Below are 17,750 nucleotides of genomic sequence, written 5' to 3'. Positions count from 1 at the left end.
CGCCCCGGAAACCAGGTGAGGGACAACGTATGAGCCAGGTCATCGAGTCGGTCGATGTGAACGTGCCGATCAGCACCGCGTACCAGCAGTGGACGCGGTTCGAGTCGTTCCCGCAGTTCATGGACGGCGTGGAAGCGGTCAGCCGGATCGACGACCGCCGCACGCACTGGGTGATCACGATGGGCAGCGTGCAGCGCGAGTTCGATGCCGAGATCACCGAGCAGCGCACCGACGAACGCATCGCGTGGCGGAGCACCGGCGGGGACACCAGCCACGCGGGGATGGTGACGTTCCAAAGCCTCGGCGACCACCTGACCCGGGTGACCGTGCAGCTGACCTGGCAGCCGAGCGGCCTGGCGGAGCGCGCCGGACACCTTCTGGGCATGGACGGGCATCAGGTCCGGGACGACACGGCCAGGTTCAAGACGTTCGTCGAGCGGCTCAGTGACGAGGCCGAGGCCGAGGCGTCGCAGCTAGGTGAGGAGTCGGTGGTCGAACAAGCCTGACCGGCGGGGGACTCCGGACTGCCGGAGACAAGCGAAGGAAGCCGAACGGGAGATCAGCGGTTCGGGCCGGCGACCCCCACGTCCCCCGGCAACGAGGCCCAGATCCGCGCCGCGGCCAGATCGCCGAGCGAGACGATGCCGACCGCGACCCCCCGCTCGAGCACCGCAACCCGCGACACCGAGTTCGCCCGCATCAGCTCCGCGGCCGCGTCCGCCTCGTCGGACGGCCCCACGCACAGCGGCCGGGCCGCCGCGCCGCCCCCGACCTGCGTGTCCGGGCCGTGGTCGTTCGCGAGGACGCGCATCATCAGGTCGCGGTAGGTGACCAGCCCCACGACCCCGGTACCGTCGACGACCAGCACCGATCCGACGCCCCGCTCGCGCATCAGCCTCGCCACGTCGCCCACCCTGGTCGCGGGCGGGACTTGGATCGGCATCGATGTCATCACCTCGCGCACCTTCTTGCCGCTCACAGTCAGCTCAGCCTCCTGGCTTGGTTCGGCTACAAGGGCTGACGTTTACCCGCCTGTTCAAGGAACATGCACGCGCGATCGCGGGCGGGAGAACCGGTGCTGGAGCGCCGGGTGGTCCGCCTCATCCACCGATCAGTCGGCGTCGTAATCCGGCCAATCATCGGGTCGCTTCGGGGCCGTCCTCCGGGCCCGCGCCGACTCGTACCACTCCTTCGCCTCGGCGCGGCGCCTCGTTCTGTTCAGCACGTCGCCGAGCAGCTCCATCCAATCGGCTTCCCGGTCGTAGTTCGCGCCGCTGTACTTGCGGGGGGAGGCGAGAGCCGCGCGCACGAACGGCTCGGCGATGTCGGAACGCTGCGTACGGGTCAGTATTCGAGCGAGGTCGATGTAGTCCTGAGGGTCGACGTCTTCGTCGGCGCGCTCGCCGGCCAGCTTCAGGTAACGCAGCGCTTCGGATTGCCGGCCGGCTTGGCGAAGAAGCCATTCGCCGAGTTTGAAAGCCGCTTTCGGGTGATCCCCGTCGACGGCCTGGCGGAGGTAACGCTCGGCAGCTGACGTGTCAGGCAATTGCCCGCTGTACCGCAAGCCCACCGCACCGACGATGAACGCGGCGTGTACGTGCCCTGATTCCGCGGCCGCCGTAAGATAGCGCAGCTCCTCGTCCGACCAGAACTGGTCCTCATCGCGCGCGTAAGGCTCCGATCTCGCCCTGGCCAACACGAAGGCGAGCTGCACCGCTGCCCTGGCATGACCCGCATCCGCCGCGAGGCGTAGATACAGACGGGCGCGTTCTTCCAGCCACTCAACCGAATGGAGATGTATCGGATTGTGATTGTGCGACCACGCGTCGTAGCGCATGCCGAGCGTGAACGCAGCTTCCACGTCCCCGCTCTCGGCCGCATTCCGCAGCGACCTTCGCTCTCGATACCCCACGATCGTGCTCTACCCATGAACGGGCGGACTGAGATGAACCGGACGCGAACCTCCGTGGAACGGAGTCACGGCGCCGCCACGTGCCGCTACCGGCGGTGACCGCGGCCGGCGGGGAAGGCGGACCAAGCCTCGCGCAGGTTGCGCAGCGCCGCCAGGATCTCCTCGTCGCCGGAGGTCAGGGTCGTGCGAAGGTGCGCGGAAGGGCGGCCGTCGCTGCGGTAGATGCCTCCGTAGCCGACCGTCGTGCCGTGCGCGTGGGCGAAGCCGACGAACTCGGCGGTGTCGCGGAGCGGAAGCCGGATCCACTGGGATGGGCCGATGCCGGCGGCCTCGTTGCGCCAGTCGGGCAGTTCGTCGTGGAGGAACGCCGTGGCAAGGTGCGTGCGGCGCTTCATCTCGGACCGGCGGTGCGCGGCGATGGGGCCGTGGTGCGGCAGCAGCTTGGCGAGGAGGATCTGGCTCGGCACCGATGATCCGGCGTCTGTTCGTGACTTGATACGCACCGCGGTCTCCACCAGGCTCGGGTGCAGGCGGATCCAGCCCATCTTCAGCCCGCCCCAGTAGATCTTGTTGAACGACCCGACCGTGACGATGTTCCGGTGCTCGGCGAGCGCCGCGACGGGGGTCGGGGCCGGCGGCGGGTGGTAGTCCGCGAGCGTGCGGTCGTCGAGCACGACGACGCCGTCCCGCGCCAGGCGCACCAGCGTCGAGCGGTCGGCGTCGGTGAGGCTGCGGCCGGTCGCGACGTTGCAGGTGGCCATCACCACGGCCAGCGTCGCGCGCGTCCGACGGGCCAGGCGCACGAGCGCGTCGGCGCCGACGGTGCCGTCGCCGGTGCGGACCGGCACGATGCGCGCGCCAACGCGGCGCAGCAGGTCCAGCGTGGTGGGGTACGTCGGCGATTCGACGATGACGACGTCGCCGGCCGAAAGCAGCATCTCGAACGCCAGCGAGAGCGACTGCGTGGCGCCCGTGGTCACCACGAGCGCTTCCGGCTTGGTCGGCAGGCCGTTCCCGCTCAGCGACGCGGCGATGGCCACGCGCGTGACATCGAGGCCTGCGATGGCGTAGCCGCTGCCCGGGCCATCGCCGTTCGGCTGTGCGGCGAGCAGATCGTCGACGCTGAGGGTCAACGCCTCGCGCGGCAGGCCTGCGACGTCGGGGAAGGTGGCGGCGGCGACGCCCGGGCCGGTGCCGCTCCCGAGCCGGTACTTCCCACGGAGCCCGCGCGGCAACGGCGTTCGGGCAGCTACTCCGGACCGGCCCACGACGAAGGTGCCGGCACCCTGCACAGAGCGGACGATGCCGCGTTTGGCAAGAAGCTCCATACCGCGCGCCGTCGTACTCCGGCTGACATCCAACACCGCCGCCAGATTCCGCTCCGAGGGCAAGGCCCAACCCGCGAGCAGTTCCCCACGCTCCACAGCGCCTTCGATGGCGTCGGCCAGGCGCTGCGCGAGCGAGCCCGCACCGTTGCGCCACTCCCCCAAAAGCGCCGGCATCTCGTGGCCGGAAACAGCGCGCGAAGAATCCAATTCCGGCTCCAGTGGACACTGGCCAGCTGCTTAGCCTGCGTTTGCCCGACGGTCCCGACCCTATCTCCATCTCCATCTCCAGGAGCCGAGTCATGAACCTGCCCAGCCAGACGACGGTGTTGCAGGTGTCTGATACCCACCTGTCCCCCGACTTCGCCGCGAGCACCGAGATGTGGACAGCAGCAGTGCGCTACGTCGAACGGACCCGCCCCGACCTCGTCATCCACACCGGCGACGCCGTGCACGACGACCCGGACGACGACCGCGACCACGAGTACGCCGCCTTCCAGCTGCGCCGCCTCACCACCCCGTGGCGGATCGTCCCGGGCAACCACGACATCGGCGACAGCCCGCCCGACCCCTTCCGCGGCCTGGTCAGCACCGAACGGCTGGCGCGGTTCCGCCGCCACTTCGGCCCCGATCGGTGGTCGGTCACCATCGGCGGATGGCAGCTGATCGGCCTGAACTCACTGCTTTTCGACAACCACCTCGCCGCCGAGGAGGCCGACCAGTGGGACTGGCTGGAGCAACGCCTCCGGGAAGCAGACGGCCGTCCGGTCGGCCTGTTCATGCACAAGCCCCCGGCGATCGCCTCCCTCGACGAAGATCTGCACGTCAACAAATCGATCGGCCGGAAATCGCGCCGCCGCCTACTCGCTCTGACCGAGTCGGGCACCGTGAAGCTGATCGGCTCCGGACACCTGCACGAGCACGTCGTCCTCCACAGCCACGGCGCCCTGCTCGTCGGCGCGCCGGCGCTCGGGCCCACACCGGCCGGTACCGAGGCCTGGAATCTCGGGCTGCGCTGCAACGGCCTCGTCGAGTACCGCCTTTCGGGGGACACCGTGCGGCTCCGACTGCTTCGCGAGGCAGACCTCGCCCCGGACACACCCCGTCGGCGCCGGATCATCCCATCGGCCTACGCCCGCGCGTGCCCCGCCCCGCGCCTACCTAGCATCCAACAGGGGGCGGCAGACCTAGCAGACTCGTGCGGAAGGAACCGGCTCATGGCTGAGAACGGCACTCGCGTCAAGGCGGCGGACAACCCCATGGTGTACGTCGTCCTCGACGGCAAGCGGCGCGCGCTGGACGAACCGTCCTACGTCAACATCTTCAGCGACTGGGAGGGCATCGACGAGATCAACGTCGACGACCTCCCGGACGGCGGCGCCATCCAGGCCGGCTACATCGGCAGCGCGAACGGCGAGACCTACCTGATCGCCGACACCGTCAAGTACCGCATCAACGGCAACGCCACCGCCGACCGGCTGCACCTCAAGGTCGGCGAGCCCCGCATGCTGTCCACCGAGGAGTTCGGCGCGCTCAGCGACGGGGCGCAGCTCGGCTGACCGGGGCCGGAAGCGAGACCGGTCAGGCAGTTCGCGACGGCCCGGGACGCCCGGGCCGTCCGCATGCCTGGCGGTAGCCTGATGAAGGCAACCGACTCACGGCCGTCGAGGAACAGGATCCCACCGCAGCGTGCCCAAGCCAGAAGTCGCGCTCGAAACCGGATGCGCACCTTCGTCCACGTCGCCGCGCGCAGGCGCCGCCTATTCGGCAGGGGTCTCGGCGGGAGTCTCGGCGAGGACGTCGCGCGCTGTCCGCGGTTCCCGGCCGAGGAGCTTGCCGAGCAGCGGGTCGACTCCGGCGAAGCTCCCCTGCTGCGCCGCCTGGTAGAACCCGGCCAGGAGGCGCGCCATGTATTCCGGCGTACCGCGGCCGATCTGGGCCGCGACCCACTCGCTCTCGTCCACGGCCACGCACTCGACGGTGCGGCCGGTCAGCTCGGAGGCGATGGCGGCGATCTCCTGGAACGTCGGCGCGGCGCTCGCGGTCAGCGTCGTCGGGCCCTCGTGCGCACCGTCCGAGGCGAGGATGAGGGCGGCTGCTTCGGCGGCGTCCTCGCGCGCCGTCCAGGAAACCGGCCCGTCGCCGGGCACGGCGATCACGCCCGTCTCGCGCCACGGACCGGCGAGCCAGGTCAGGCTGTGGGCGTAGAAGCCGTTGCGCAGCGAGGTCCAGGGCAGGCCCGAGTCTACGAGCAGCTGCTCGGTCACGGCGTGGTCGTGGGCGGGACCGAACGCGCTGCCGAGGCCGGCGGCCTGGTGGCTGGTGTAGAGGACGCGGCCGACGCCCGCGGCGACGGCGGCGTCGATCGCGGTGCGGTGCAGGCTCACCGCGTCGGCGGTCGGGTCGTTGGTCGAGACCAGCAGGAGTTGGTCGGCGCCGTCGAAGGCGGCGGGCAGCGAGGCCGGGTCGGCGTAGTCGCCGCGCCGGACCGCGACGCCGCGGCGCGCGAAGCGTTCGGCCTTGGCGACGTCGCGGGCGACGACGACGATCTCCTCCGCCGGAAGGCGCTCCAACAGGTGTTCGACGGTGGCGCCGTTCAGTGCGCCGGTGGCTCCGGTGATGACGAGCATGGTCGGCTCCAGGTGGTGTTAATGATTCGGGGCACCGATGACCGTGTTATCGGTGATTCGCCTTCGACGTTATCATCGATAAATCAGCGATAACAACCATGCGTTATCATGGGAAACATGAGTGATCCCGGTGTGCCGCCGTCGCGCGACGCCGTCCGCGCCCGCCTGGTCGACGTCGCCGCGGGCCTGCTCGCCGCCCAGGGCCCCGAGGCGGTGACCACACGCTCGGTCGCCCTGGCCGCCGGCGTCCAGGCGCCGACGATCTACCGCCTGTTCGGCGACAAGAACGGGCTGCTGGAGGCCGTGGCCGAAAGCGGCTTCGCGGACTACGTCGCCCAGAAGCACCCGGTGGACGCGGACGACGATCCGGTCGAAGGCCTCCGCGCCGGCTGGAACCTGCACATCGGCTTCGGCCTGGCGAACCCGGCCTTGTTCCGCCTCATCCACACCGGGATGCTGACGCCCGACGGACGATCAGCCATCGAGGCCGGCGCCGACGTCCTGCGCCAGCGGGTGACCCGCGTCGCCCGCGCCGGACGCCTGCGCGTCCCCGAGCGGCGCGCGGTGGACCTGATCCACGCGGCCGGCACCGGCGTCGTGTTCGCCCTCATCGAGCAGCCCCCGGACACCCGCGACGAATCCCTGTCCGACCTGGCCTGGGAGGGGGTGTGCGCGACCATCCTGACCGGCGGCCACACCACCGCGCCCGCCGTCCCGGCCACCGCGGCCCTCACCCTGCGCGCCGCACTACCGGACCTCGCGATGTTCACACCGCACGAGCGCGCACTGTTCGGGGACTGGCTCGGCCGCGTCGCCGACGCGGAGGCGTAGGGGGTTGGTTCAGTGTGCTGCGCGAGTGCGGTTGGCCTGTTGCTGAAACCGCCTGCGAAGCGCAGGCCAACGCACCCAGCGCGCATAAAGCAGGCGCGCCGGGCAAACAGCGCCCCGAGCCCGCCGAGGCACCGGATCTCAACCAGACCAGCACCCGGCCACAACCCGGCTGGCACTACCAGCACCAGTGCCTAAAGCATGCGCGCCGTTTCAGCAGCGCCCCGAGCCCACCGAGGCACCGGATCTCAACGAGACCGGCACCCGGCTACAGCCCGGCTGGCGCTACCAGCACCAGTACCTAGAGCAGGCGCGCCGGTTAAACAGCGCCCAAGCCCGCCAAGGCACCGGATCTCAGCGAGACCAGCACCTGGACACAACCCGGCCGGCGCTACCAACACCAGTGCCTGAAGCAGGCGCGCCGTTCAGGCAGCGCCCCGAGCCCGCCGAGGCTGCTGACCGCGGGAACCGGGATTCCCCTGCGCGTTGCGGCTGCCGTGCGCGGGGCGCCCTCGCCGGCCGCGGCCTGAGCCGTTCGCGGCGCCTGAGCTGGGGCGGCGCGGGCGTTCGACCACCGGGTCCGGGATCGTGACCGGGATGCCGGTGGGTACCCGGGCTCCGGTGATGCGGGCCAGTTCCTCGTCGCCGGGCTGGGTGTGGGCGGTGTGCGGGGTGATGCCGGCGGCGGCCATCATGCGGGTCATGTCGCGGCGCTGGGTGGGCAGGACCAGGGTGACCACGGTGCCCGACTCGCCGGCGCGGGCGGTGCGGCCGCCGCGGTGCAGGTAGTCCTTGTGGTCGGTCGGGGGGTCGATGTTGACCACCAGGTCCAGGCCCTCGATGTGGATGCCGCGGGCCGCGACGTTCGTTGCGATCAGGGCGGTGACCTGGCCGTTGCGGAACTGCGTGAGGGTGCGGTTGCGCTGCGGCTGGGACTTGCCGCCGTGCAGTGCCGCCGCCTTCACGCCGTTGGCCAGCAGGTCGCGGACCAGGCGGTCGGCGCCGTGCCGGGTGTCGGTGAACATGATCAGGCCGCCGTCGCGGGAGGCGATGTGCGCGACCGTGGCGTTCTTGTCGCCGGGCTGGACGTGCACCAGGTGGTGCTCCATGGTGCTGATGCTGGCGGCCGACGGGTCCACCGAGTGCGTGACCGGGTCGGTGAGGAAGCGGCGCACCAGGCGGTCGATGTTGCGGTCCAGGGTGGCCGAGAAGAGCATCGTCTGCCCGCCCGGCGCGACCTGGTCGAGCAGTTCGGTGACGTCGGGCAGGAAGCCCATGTCGGCCATCTGGTCCGCCTCGTCCAGGACGGTGACGGCGACCTCGTCCAGGCGGCAGTCGCCGCGCTGGATCAGGTCCTTCAGGCGCCCGGGGGTGGCCACGACGACCTCCACGCCGTTGCGCAGCGCCTGCGCCTGGCGCCCGATCGACATCCCGCCGACGACGGTCGCCATCCGCACCTTGACCGCGTCGGCGTAGGGCGTCAGCGCCTCGGTGACCTGCTGGGCCAGCTCCCGCGTGGGGACCAGGACGAGCGCGAGCGGCTGGCGGGGCTCGGCCCGGCGCCCGGCGGTGCGCGCCAGCACGGCCAGGCCGAAGGCGATGGTCTTGCCCGAGCCGGTCCGGCCGCGGCCCAGCACGTCCCGCCCGGCCAGCGCGTTCGGCAGGGTCGCGGCCTGGATCGGGAACGGGGTCACGACGCCCTGCCGGGTCAGGGTGGCGAGCAGCGCCTGCGGCATGTCCAGCTCGCTGAAGTCCTCGACGGCGGGCAGCGCCGGGGTGTTGCTGACCGGGAGCGCGAACTCGCCGCCCGAGGGCGAGCCCTGGCGGCCGGCGGACGGGTTCCCGCCCCGGCGCGCGGGACGGCTGGGACGGTCAGAACGGTCGGAACGGTTCGGGCGGTCAGAACGGCTGGAACGGTCAGAACGGTTGGAGCGGGTCATAAAACCTTCTTCAAGAGGCACGTGGCACTAGGACGCCGGGCCGCACCGGACCGCAGAGGGGTCACGCGAACGAGCCGGAAAGACGTGGGGCGTGGACGGTGGAACCGTTCGGCACGTCACCTACGGTCGGTGCACACCCACGGCAGCGGGGCCAAATGGCGTCGGCACAAATGAAGTGCACCTATCGTCTCCAACCGGTAGGTGCACACAGGTTTCTGGAACCACAACCGCAACGAGTTCAAGTATAGCAGTCCAGGTCCTGATGAGAGCGCACCCTCAGACAAGACGTCGACAACGCGTGCGGGGGCGGGCGCGAGCACGGACAAGCGGAGTACATCAGCGCACTCATCCCTGCGTACTCAGCCTGGGGGCGGATGATCCACTCCGAGAACCCTCCCGCGGGCGGATGTCATGCCTCTGATACCTGCCTAACGTAGTGATCATGACCGGTAACCCTTTGCGCACCAAACGAATGGCCGCCGCGCTCGCCGCGGTGGCCATCGTCGCGGGCACCCTGGCGTCAGCCTCGGTATCCGCGTCGGCCGCCAGTCCCCCGGCCACGACCGCAGCCACAGCTACAACCGCCACGACCACCCTCGCCGCCTTGTCCGCCAACGGCGCCCACTTCGCAGTCGACATCCGCAGAACCGAATACGGCATCCCGCACATCCTCGCCGGCGACTACCCCAGCCTCGGCTACGGGTACGGCTACGCGTTCGCCCAGGACAACATCTGCGTCATGGCCGACCGGATGCTGACCGTGAGCGGCGACCGATCCGAGTTCTTCGGGCCGACCGCGACCGTCTCCGATCCGCTCAGCGGCCGGAACACCAATCTGGACAGCGACCTCTACTACCAGGGCGTGCGGCAGTCGGGCCTCGTGCAGCGCCTGCTCGCGCAGCCGGCGCCGCTCGGCCCGACGGCGCAGGTGCGCCAGCTGGTCGACGGCTACGTCGCCGGCTACAACCGCTACCTCCGGGACACCGGCGTGGCCAATCTGCCCGACGCCACCTGCCGCGGGCAGGCGTGGGTGCGCCCGATCACCGCGCTGGACCTGTGGGACAACATCCTCGACGTCGACCGGATCGCCGGAAGCTCACACTTCAAGGCCCCGATCGCCGACGCGGCTCCGCCGACCGCGGGGACGACCGCCGGGAAGACGGCGACCGCGACCGCGACCAATGCAGCTGCCAATGCCGCTCCACCACTGTCGGCCCTCCTTGACGGCATCACGCAAGCCCAGAACAAGAGCCTGGGCAGCAACGGCTGGGCCCTCGGCAAGGACGCCACCGCCGACCACGACGGCATGCTGCTCGCCAACCCGCACTATCCCTGGGCCGGCTACGCCCGCTTCTACCAGATCCAGTTGACGATCCCCGGCAAGATCGACGTGACCGGCGCCAGCCTCTACGGCTCCCCGGTGGTCGAGATCGGCCACACCAACGGCTTGGCCTGGACCCACACGGTGTCGACGGCGAACCGCTTCACCCTCTACCAACTGACCCTGGCCCCGGGTGACCCGACCAGCTACCTGGTCGACGGCAAGGCCGTGCCGATGACGCGACAGAAGGTGTCCGTCACGGTGCGCGGCGCCGACGGAAAGCTCTCCACCGTCGTCCGCACCCTCTACGGAACGAAGTACGGCCCCGTACTCGCCGACGGCTGGACCGCCACGAGCGCCGTCGCCCTCGACGACGCCAACGCCGACAACCTCCGCTCGATGAACGAGTGGCTGGCGATGGACACCTCGCAGAACCTCGACCAGCTCCACAAGGCACAGGACACGTATCAGGCCATTCCGTTCATCAACACCATCGCGACCGACGCCAGCGGCACCGCCTTCTACGGCGACGCCGGCGTGGTCCCGAACGTCACCGACGCCGAAGCCGCGCGCTGCATCGACACCCCGGCAGGCCGGCAGGCATTCCCGGAGACGTACATCATGGACGGCTCCACCTCCGCCTGCGCCTGGGGCACCGACCCCGACGCCATCACGCCGGGCATCTTCGGACCGTCCCACTACCCGCAGCTGACCCGCAGCGACTACGTCGCCAACTCCAACGACAGCGCCTGGCTCACCAACCCGGCGGCGCCGATCACCGGCTACCCCGCCATCTACGGCGACACCGCCACCCCGCGCTCGTTCCGAACCCGGCTCGGACTGACCATGATCGGCCAGCGGCTGGCCGGCACCGACGGCCTGGGCGCTCCCGGGTTCACCCTGAGCGATCTGCAAACCGTCGAGCTCAACGACCGCAACCTCACTGGCGAGACGGCCCGCGACGCGGTCGTCGCGATGTGCAAGGCGAACCCGGTCCTGACCGCCGACGACGGCACCCGCGTGGACGTCACCGCCGCCTGCTCCGCGCTCGCGTCCTGGGACGGCCGCGGCGACGCCGGGAGCCACGGCGAGCCGCTGTGGCAGGCGTTCTTCACGCATCTCGTCGACAACTTCAATCAGCAGACCTGGTGGCGGGTGCCCTTCGACCCGGCGCACCCGGTCACCACTCCCGGCGGGTTCGTCGCCGACGACCCGAACGTGCGGCACGCACTGGCCGACGCGGTGCAGATGTTCTCGGCCAGGAAGATCCCGGTGGACGCCGCACCCGGCGACGTCCAGAAATGGGACCGCGTCCCGCTGAACGGCTGCTCCGACGAGGAGGGCTGCTTCGACGTGGTCGGGGCGTCCCCCGACTCCGGCCAGAATTCCTCGGTCGCCGACGGCGCCTTCGGATCCAGCTTCATCATGACCGTCGAGCTGACGCCGTCCGGCCCGCACGCCCGGACCATCCTCACCTACTCCGAGTCGTCGAACCCTTCGTCACCGCACTACACCGACCAGACAGTTCTCTTCTCCCATAAGCAGTGGGTCACGGAAAGGTTCTCCGAGGCTGAGATCTACGCCGATCCGCAGCTGCAGAGCACGATCCTGATCGGATAGCGCCGCTCAAGCATCACGAACCGCTCGGGGTCCCGGTGCCGCCAGTGCAGGCGGCGCCGGGCTCCGGCGTCTGCGGGCCCTGCATGTACTTGCTGATGAACTTGGCGATCCGCGCGTCGGTGGCCGAGTCGACGTTGAGCTGCTTGCCCCAGGCGGTGACGGTGATCGGCGAGGGCTGGGTCGGGTACGGGCTCAGGACGGTGTAGGCCTTGCCGTGGACGTCGGAGGCGAGCGTGGCGATCTGGCCGGCGCCGATGCCTGGCTGGTAGGTGATCCAGACGGCGCCGTGCTCCATTGAATGGACGGCGTTCTCGTTGGCGACCGGCGCGGTGTAGACGCCGCAGTTGAGCCAGACCGGGGCGTGGTCGCCGCCGACCGGCGGGGTCTGCGGGTAGGTCACCGGGGTGGTGACGTGGTTGCGGCTCAGGCCGCTGAAGGAGGCCACCCCGGCTATGTTCGCCGAGGCCTGCGAGGCCAGGACGACGGCGGTGACGGTGCCGACGACGCCGACGGTCAGCACGGCCAGGATCCCGCGGAAGATCATCTTGCCGCGCCGGGCCCTGCGCTTCGCCTCGGCCTGCGCGGCGGCCACGCGTTCACGGGCCGCGGCGGCGCTCTTGGCCCTGCTGCTGGCGTTCTTCCCGGAGGCCATACCTGCTCCTAACGGCCGGGCCGCACCGTGGTCGCGGCCGATTACCTAATCTCCTAAGAAGATTAGTCGATTGGTGGTGGCGGCGGCTACGCCGGCCTCCGGCTCGGGCCGAGGACGGCTCACGCGGAGAACAGCAGCGCCAGGCCGCCGAGGGTGTAGCCGACCATGAGAGCCAGCAACGGCAGCTGGCTGCGGATCAGGGACTTGGGGAACAGCTCGGCGGCGCGGTCGTGCGCGGACACGGTGCCGATGATGTGGCCGATCACGACGCCGGCGACCTGGACCAGGGAGATCGTGCTCAGGCTGATCAGGCGGTAGTCGACGACGCGGCCGGCGGTGCCGAACAGGTTCGCGCCGTCCACGAGCGGATCGGAGGCGAGGATCAGCGCCTGCTGGCCGTTGAAGACCAGGAGCGAGAAGTAGTGCGCGATCACGTAGCCAGCCGCGATGGGGATCAGCGAGTGCGCGAACCGTCCGGCGGCCGCGCGTCCGGGCACGTCGCCGGTCCCGGCCAGCCGGGTCGACAGATACATGACCGCGCTGAAGCTGGCCGCGACGAACGCCACGACGGCGACCAGCCCGAGCGTGTTCGCCCACGTCACACCGAGCGGGCCGGACTGGACGTGCGCGGCCCAGGCCGGGGCGGCCGAGGCGCCGTCGAAGGCGGTCGAGCCGAGCATCACCGAGACGATCGCCACCAACCCCGGCGCGGTTTGCAGCGAGGCCAGTCCGTCCAGCGGATTGCGCAGGACGATCCGGCCGTCGTCGCGCCTACCAATCGGGGCCAGGCGTCCGATCAACGTCGAATAGGCCTCGAAGGCATCGCAACGGTCGAACCAGCCCGAGCCGAACACGGTCGCCGCGCCGACGTGGACGACGCCGTACACGCCGAACCACACCGCGAGCACGCGCGGATCGTCGCGGTTCGGACCGGCCAACTCCAGCCAGGTGAACGCCAGCAGCCCCACCGCGGCCGGGTAGTAGCCGACGCCCGCCGGAAGCCCGGCGAATCCTTGATCGGGGTCGCGGCGCAGCGCGGCGGAGATCGCCAGGTGCACCGTGCGCAGCGGGTTGAGCTGCCGCCAGATCGGGCCGAGCAGCAGCGAGGCGGGCACCAGCCCGACCCAGAACACGACGAAGACGAAGGTGGCGGTCGGGTTGAGGTCGTCGACGCGGCCGAACAGCGCCGCGACCGCGGTGAACCCGCCGAGCAGCAGTCCCAGTCCGCGCAGCAGCCACCGGGTCTCCGGGGCGTCGACGGCCATCGTGACCCAGCCCGGCAACGCCCGCCCGGCGCGCGCCCCGCGCAGTTTCGGCGTCGGCCACAGCACCAGCAGCGCCGCGAAGGACACCGCCACGGCCAGCCCGCCCCCGACCAGGACCGAGTTGAACGGGATCGGCAGGTCGCGGCGTCCGCCGACGCCGTGGGCCAGGATGACGACGTTCGACGGGGACATGGAGGATGCGGTCGGCGCGGATATGCCCGCCGGCAACGCCGGGCTCACTTCACTTCGATCTGCAGCAGCTGCAGGTTCGACTTGTGCGTCTCGACCTCGAAGATCCCGGGCAGGTTCGCGGTGAAGTCGATGGTCCCGGGCCGGCCGGCGGCGATCTCGATCTCCTTGTCGTAGCCGTGCAGGTGGACCTCGTCGTCGGCGTCGCTGGTCACGGTGAGCACGACCTGGTCGCCGAGGTGGACGGCGTGGACCGCGTCGGCCGGGCTGACCTTGTGGTGCGCGATCTGCACGGCGATCCGCACCGGACCCGCCCCTGCCCCGGTGGCGCCGGCCGCCGCCGCGGGCGTCGACGTGGCCGACGAGCACGCGGCGACGCCGAAGAGGCCGACGGCGAGCGCCACCAGCGGTATCGCCCGGGATCGACGACGGGCCATGGAGACTCCTCGGGGTCGCGGCGGACCGAACTCCAATCCACCTAAGTAGTTTGGGAGAATACGGTACACGGGTCCGCACGCCACCGTCCGCCCGGCGTCCGGCGCGCTATCGTGGCCGTGGTTCTAAGTCGGTTAGGACATGCGGAGGTGGTGGGATGGCGCTCGGTGAGACAGTGCGCGGCTTCGGCGAGCTGGAGTCCGAGATCATGGACTTCGTCTGGTCCGCCGACGGCCCGGCGCTGGTCCGGGAGGTCCGCGACGCCATCAACGAGCAGCGGCCGATCGCCTACAACTCGGTGCAGACGGTGATGGAGATCCTGCACCGCAAGGGCTGGCTGACCCGGGCCCGCGACGGCCGGGCGTTCCGCTACAACGCCGTGCACTCCCGCGAGGACTACGCCGCCTCCCTGATCGACCAGGTCTTCGAGTCCGGCGCGAACCGCACCGCGACCCTGGTCAAGCTGGTCGAGCAGATGGACCCGGCCGAGGCCGAGGAGCTGCGCGCCGCGCTGGCCGCCGCCAAGACTTCCGGGGCCCAGACTTTCGGGGCCCAGCGTGGCGGGGCCAAGGGCGGCGGGACCCAGAGCGGCGGGGCCTCGTGAAGATCGCGCTGATACTCGCCGCCTACGCGGCGCTGCTCGCGGTGGCCGGGCCGCGCCTGATGGCCCGCGCGGCGTGGACCACCCGCGCGCCCCGCCTGGCGATCGCCGCCTGGCAGGCGCTGTGCGCGGCGGTGGTGGCCTCGGTGCTGCTGGCCGGGCTGGCGCTCGCGGTGCCGACGATGCGGATCAGCGGCGGCCTGGCGATGCTGCTGCGGGCCTGCGGGATGGCGCTGCGTGCGCAGTACGCCACGCCGGGCGGGGCGGTGGTCAGCACCATCGGCGCCGGGCTCGCCGTGGCCGTGGCCGCGCGGCTGCTGTGGTGCCTGGGCGGCAGCCTGGCCTCGGCGCGCCGCGAGCGCACGCGGCACCGGCAGACCCTGGCCCTGGTCGGGGCGGTGCACGGCGACACCGGCGTGTCGGTGGTCCCCGACGGCCGCGCGGCCGCCTACTGCCTGCCCGGGCGCGGGCATCGCATCGTGCTGACCTCGGCGGCGCTGGCGAAACTGGGGCCGGGCGAGCTGGCGGCGGTGATCGCCCACGAGCGTGCGCACGTCCGCGGACGCCATCACCTGGCGCTGGCCTACGCCGACGCGATGGCCGCGGCGTTCCCGCGCGTCGGCCTGTTCGCCGCCGCGGCGACCGAGACCCGTCGCCTGGTGGAGTTGGCCGCCGACGACGCCGCGTGTGCGAGCACTGACGAGCTCACGCTGGCCGAGGCGCTGCTGTCGATGGCCGGGGCCGGCGCGCCGGTCGGCCCGGTCGCCGCGTTGGCCGCCGGCGGCGACGTCGGCGACCGGATCCGCCGCCTGATCGACGGACCACGTCCGCTGCCGCGCTGGGGCTCGCGGCTCGGGCTGGTCGCGGCGCTGGCGCTGATCGTGGTGCCGTTCGTGCTGGCGGCCGAGCCCGCGGTCGCCGTCGCGAGCATGAACTACTGCCCGCTGAACGTCCACACCTGCCCGATGCGCTGACCTTTCGGCGGAGATCGAACCGGAAGCCTCCCCCAACCGTGTCCACAGTGCGGACGTTGCGATCGCGACGCCAGGTTGGGAGGTGGCAGAGGCGATGGCCACATTTACCCCTGACCACCGCGGGTTCGAGCCGTGAACACGGTCAACGGCAGACCCGGCGCACCGCGGCAGGCCCACTGCGAGCAGGAGGACCTGCGGATCTCGCTCGGCGCGTATGTGCTCGACGCGCTGGACGAGGCCGAGTCGCAGCAGGTGCGCAAACACCTGCGGGAGTGCCTGCCGTGTCAGCACGAGTACGACGAGCTGGTCGAAGTGCGGATGGTCCTGGACCACGCCCGCGCGACGTCGGCGCTCGGCGCGTGGTCCTTCCTCGACGCCACACCGAGCGCGGCACCGCAGCCGACCGTTCCGGCCCCGAACCGCCGCCGAACCCGGCAGTCCCGCCCACCGCACCGACACCGGCGACGCCGCCGTCTCGGACTGGCGGCGGCCGGCGCGGTGCTGGCGGGCACCGCCGGGATCGGCGGCTTCCTTCTGGGCGACCTGGGCAACCTGGGCAACGTGGGCAGCGTCGGCGGCGTGACCGGCGGCCAGTCCGGCACGCCGCCGGGCACGCGCGCCGTCGCGGCCACCGGCGTGAACGGCATCACCGCCTCGATCCGCTTCCACCCCGAGTCCTGGGGCACCTCGATGCAGGTGACGATGAGCAACGTCCCGGCCGACTACACCTGCACGCTGACCGCGGTGGCCAAGGACGGACGCATCGAGACCGCCTCCACCTGGACCTCCGGCGCGCAGGGCGGGACCGTCACGGTGCCCGGCGCCGTCGCGTTACCGGCCTCCGCGATCGACCACTTCGACGTCGCCGTCGCGCCTGGGATCGATGTGATCGTCCCGGCCGGCTGACGCTCTGAGCAATCCGCCGTCAGCTCAAGGAGTGATGGTCAGGCTGAACTGCTGGGTGGCCTGCTGCCCGATGAAGTCGGTGAGCCGCACGGTGAAGGTGTAAGTGCCCGCCGTCGTCGGCGTTCCGGCGAGTTCGTCGTCGGCGTCACGCGGGTCGCTGAACGTCTGCACCGCGAGGCCCGGCGGCAGCTGCCCGCCGACGACGGCCCAGGTGTACGGCGCGGCCCCGCCGGACAGGAAGAAGTTCTGCGCGTACGCCTCGCCGACCGTCCCCGAGCTGAGCGTCGAGCCGATGCCGGGCAGCACGATGCTCAGCGGCTGGTCGGGATCGACAGTGATCTGATACGCCTGGTACAGAGGCTGACCCAGGTCGCCGGTGCCCTGCACGGTGAAGTTGTAGGTGTTGTTGACGTTCGACGCCGTGGCGGGCGTCCCGCTGACGAGCGCGCCGGACGGTCCGAAGGCGGAGGACAGGGACAGCCCGGCTGGTAACGCGCCGCTAACGATGCCGATCGTGCCGCCTGCGTTGTGGCTGGTGGGCAGGTGGCCCTGGTAGGCCCGGCCCGCGATGGAGTCGGGCAGTACGCAGGCCCCGTTGATCAGGAAGCTGCCGTCGGCGGTGCCGCACTGCAACTGGTCCGGCAGGCCCCGCACGGTGACCGTGATCTGGTAGGCAAGCGTGGAAGTCAGGTTTCCGTCGGTCGCCTTGAGGGTGAAGTCGAACGTTCCGGCCTGCGTGGGGTTCCCGCTGATGACGGTGCCGAGGCTCGAAGACTGGGCCGGCAGGGTCAGGCCGGGCGGGAGGCTGCCGGCGGTCAGGGCGTACGTGACGGTGGCTCCGGCGGCACCGGCCTTGGCCACCGCGACGGTCGCGGAGTAGCCGTCGGGCGCCGTCGTGACTCCGGGCGGCAGCGCGCAGACGCTGCCGTGCAGCGCCTCGCCGTCGGCCGCCGGACACTGCAGTCGAATACTCGGGGGCGGGTAGGCGGTGTCGGCCTTGGCCGCCGCCGATCCGGCAGCCACCCCCACCAACACCGCCGCCGTACTCACCGTACTCACCGTGCTCGCCAGAAGCGCGAGCGTGGCGTTCACCATGCGTCTCACCGTGGTCCTCCTTCGGTCAACCTTGCCGGTTCGGACACGAAGCGAGGC

16 protein-coding genes are annotated in these 17,750 nt (G+C 71.0%); 7 read left to right on the top strand and 9 right to left on the bottom strand.

Features of this window, described 5'->3' with window-relative positions:
• Positions 1-29: 29 nt before the first annotated feature.
• Positions 30-506: an SRPBCC family protein gene (locus ABH920_RS18335; RefSeq protein ID WP_370350217.1), complete on the top strand. Its 477-nt coding sequence runs from the start codon at positions 30-32 to the stop codon at positions 504-506.
• 53 nt (positions 507-559) lie between these two features.
• Here the strand turns inward: ABH920_RS18335 and ABH920_RS18330 are convergent, their stop codons facing one another.
• The 3 genes from ABH920_RS18330 to ABH920_RS18320 all read right to left on the bottom strand — a co-directional run bounded on the left by ABH920_RS18330 (position 560) and on the right by ABH920_RS18320 (position 3,447).
• Positions 560-979 carry a CBS domain-containing protein gene (locus tag ABH920_RS18330; protein WP_370350216.1) on the bottom strand — a complete coding sequence of 140 codons (420 nt, stop codon included), beginning with the start codon at positions 977-979 and terminating at the stop codon, positions 560-562.
• A gap of 132 nt (positions 980-1,111) precedes the next feature.
• A complete protein-coding gene (locus tag ABH920_RS18325) occupies positions 1,112-1,861 on the bottom strand; it encodes a tetratricopeptide repeat protein (RefSeq protein WP_370350215.1) in 750 nt (249 codons plus the stop codon).
• Between the two features lie 137 nt (positions 1,862-1,998).
• On the bottom strand, positions 1,999-3,447 hold the full coding sequence (locus tag ABH920_RS18320; protein ID WP_370350214.1) for a PLP-dependent aminotransferase family protein: 1,449 nt from the start codon (positions 3,445-3,447) through the stop codon (positions 1,999-2,001).
• A 92-nt stretch (positions 3,448-3,539) separates the two neighbouring features.
• On the opposite strand from ABH920_RS18320, the gene ABH920_RS18315 reads away from it, so the two are divergent.
• Positions 3,540-4,796 carry a metallophosphoesterase gene (locus ABH920_RS18315; RefSeq protein ID WP_370350213.1) on the top strand — a complete coding sequence of 419 codons (1,257 nt, stop codon included), beginning with the start codon at positions 3,540-3,542 and terminating at the stop codon, positions 4,794-4,796.
• Between the two features lie 201 nt (positions 4,797-4,997).
• On the opposite strand, the gene ABH920_RS18310 is transcribed toward ABH920_RS18315, so the two are convergent.
• The gene (locus tag ABH920_RS18310) at positions 4,998-5,867 is read right to left on the bottom strand and encodes an NAD(P)H-binding protein (protein ID WP_370350212.1); all 870 of its coding nucleotides are present in this window, start codon (positions 5,865-5,867) and stop codon (positions 4,998-5,000) included.
• Between the two features lie 117 nt (positions 5,868-5,984).
• On the opposite strand from ABH920_RS18310, the gene ABH920_RS18305 reads away from it, so the two are divergent.
• Complete coding sequence (locus tag ABH920_RS18305; protein WP_370350211.1) at positions 5,985-6,698, top strand: TetR/AcrR family transcriptional regulator; 714 nt, start codon at positions 5,985-5,987, stop codon at positions 6,696-6,698.
• A gap of 422 nt (positions 6,699-7,120) precedes the next feature.
• On the opposite strand, the gene ABH920_RS18300 is transcribed toward ABH920_RS18305, so the two are convergent.
• Positions 7,121-8,635, bottom strand: coding sequence for a DEAD/DEAH box helicase (locus ABH920_RS18300; protein ID WP_370350210.1), 1,515 nt, complete (start codon positions 8,633-8,635; stop codon positions 7,121-7,123).
• A 442-nt stretch (positions 8,636-9,077) separates the two neighbouring features.
• Here ABH920_RS18300 and ABH920_RS18295 point away from each other — a divergent pair, with 442 nt between their 5' ends.
• The gene (locus ABH920_RS18295) at positions 9,078-11,576 is read left to right on the top strand and encodes a penicillin acylase family protein (protein ID WP_370350209.1); all 2,499 of its coding nucleotides are present in this window, start codon (positions 9,078-9,080) and stop codon (positions 11,574-11,576) included.
• Positions 11,577-11,589: 13 nt separating this feature from the next.
• On the opposite strand, the gene ABH920_RS18290 is transcribed toward ABH920_RS18295, so the two are convergent.
• The 3 genes from ABH920_RS18290 to ABH920_RS18280 all read right to left on the bottom strand — a co-directional run bounded on the left by ABH920_RS18290 (position 11,590) and on the right by ABH920_RS18280 (position 14,119).
• Positions 11,590-12,228 carry a DUF3105 domain-containing protein gene (locus ABH920_RS18290; protein ID WP_370350208.1) on the bottom strand — a complete coding sequence of 213 codons (639 nt, stop codon included), beginning with the start codon at positions 12,226-12,228 and terminating at the stop codon, positions 11,590-11,592.
• Between the two features lie 119 nt (positions 12,229-12,347).
• Positions 12,348-13,685 (bottom strand): hypothetical protein, encoded by a 1,338-nt coding sequence (locus tag ABH920_RS18285; protein WP_370350207.1) that lies wholly within the window; start codon positions 13,683-13,685, stop codon positions 12,348-12,350.
• A 44-nt stretch (positions 13,686-13,729) separates the two neighbouring features.
• Positions 13,730-14,119 (bottom strand): hypothetical protein, encoded by a 390-nt coding sequence (locus ABH920_RS18280; protein ID WP_370350206.1) that lies wholly within the window; start codon positions 14,117-14,119, stop codon positions 13,730-13,732.
• A 155-nt stretch (positions 14,120-14,274) separates the two neighbouring features.
• On the opposite strand from ABH920_RS18280, the gene ABH920_RS18275 reads away from it, so the two are divergent.
• The 3 genes from ABH920_RS18275 (at position 14,275) to ABH920_RS18265 (ending at position 16,598) form a co-directional block, all read left to right on the top strand.
• On the top strand, positions 14,275-14,721 hold the full coding sequence (locus ABH920_RS18275; protein WP_370350205.1) for a BlaI/MecI/CopY family transcriptional regulator: 447 nt from the start codon (positions 14,275-14,277) through the stop codon (positions 14,719-14,721).
• The gene (locus ABH920_RS18270) at positions 14,718-15,692 is read left to right on the top strand and encodes a M56 family metallopeptidase (RefSeq protein WP_370350204.1); all 975 of its coding nucleotides are present in this window, start codon (positions 14,718-14,720) and stop codon (positions 15,690-15,692) included. The genes ABH920_RS18275 and ABH920_RS18270 overlap by 4 nt, the downstream gene beginning before the upstream one ends.
• A 132-nt stretch (positions 15,693-15,824) precedes the next feature.
• Positions 15,825-16,598, top strand: a complete 774-nt coding sequence (locus tag ABH920_RS18265) for a zf-HC2 domain-containing protein (protein ID WP_370350203.1) — start codon at positions 15,825-15,827, stop codon at positions 16,596-16,598.
• A 24-nt stretch (positions 16,599-16,622) separates the two neighbouring features.
• Here the strand turns inward: ABH920_RS18265 and ABH920_RS18260 are convergent, their stop codons facing one another.
• On the bottom strand, positions 16,623-17,693 hold the full coding sequence (locus tag ABH920_RS18260; RefSeq protein WP_370350292.1) for a putative Ig domain-containing protein: 1,071 nt from the start codon (positions 17,691-17,693) through the stop codon (positions 16,623-16,625).
• Between the last annotated feature and the right edge of the window lie 57 nt (positions 17,694-17,750).

The organism is Catenulispora sp. EB89, assembly GCF_041261445.1.
Classification (GTDB): Bacteria; Actinomycetota; Actinomycetes; order Streptomycetales; family Catenulisporaceae; genus Catenulispora.
Note: the sequence above shows the minus strand (reverse complement) of the source record. Positions and strands in the feature narration are given on the sequence as shown.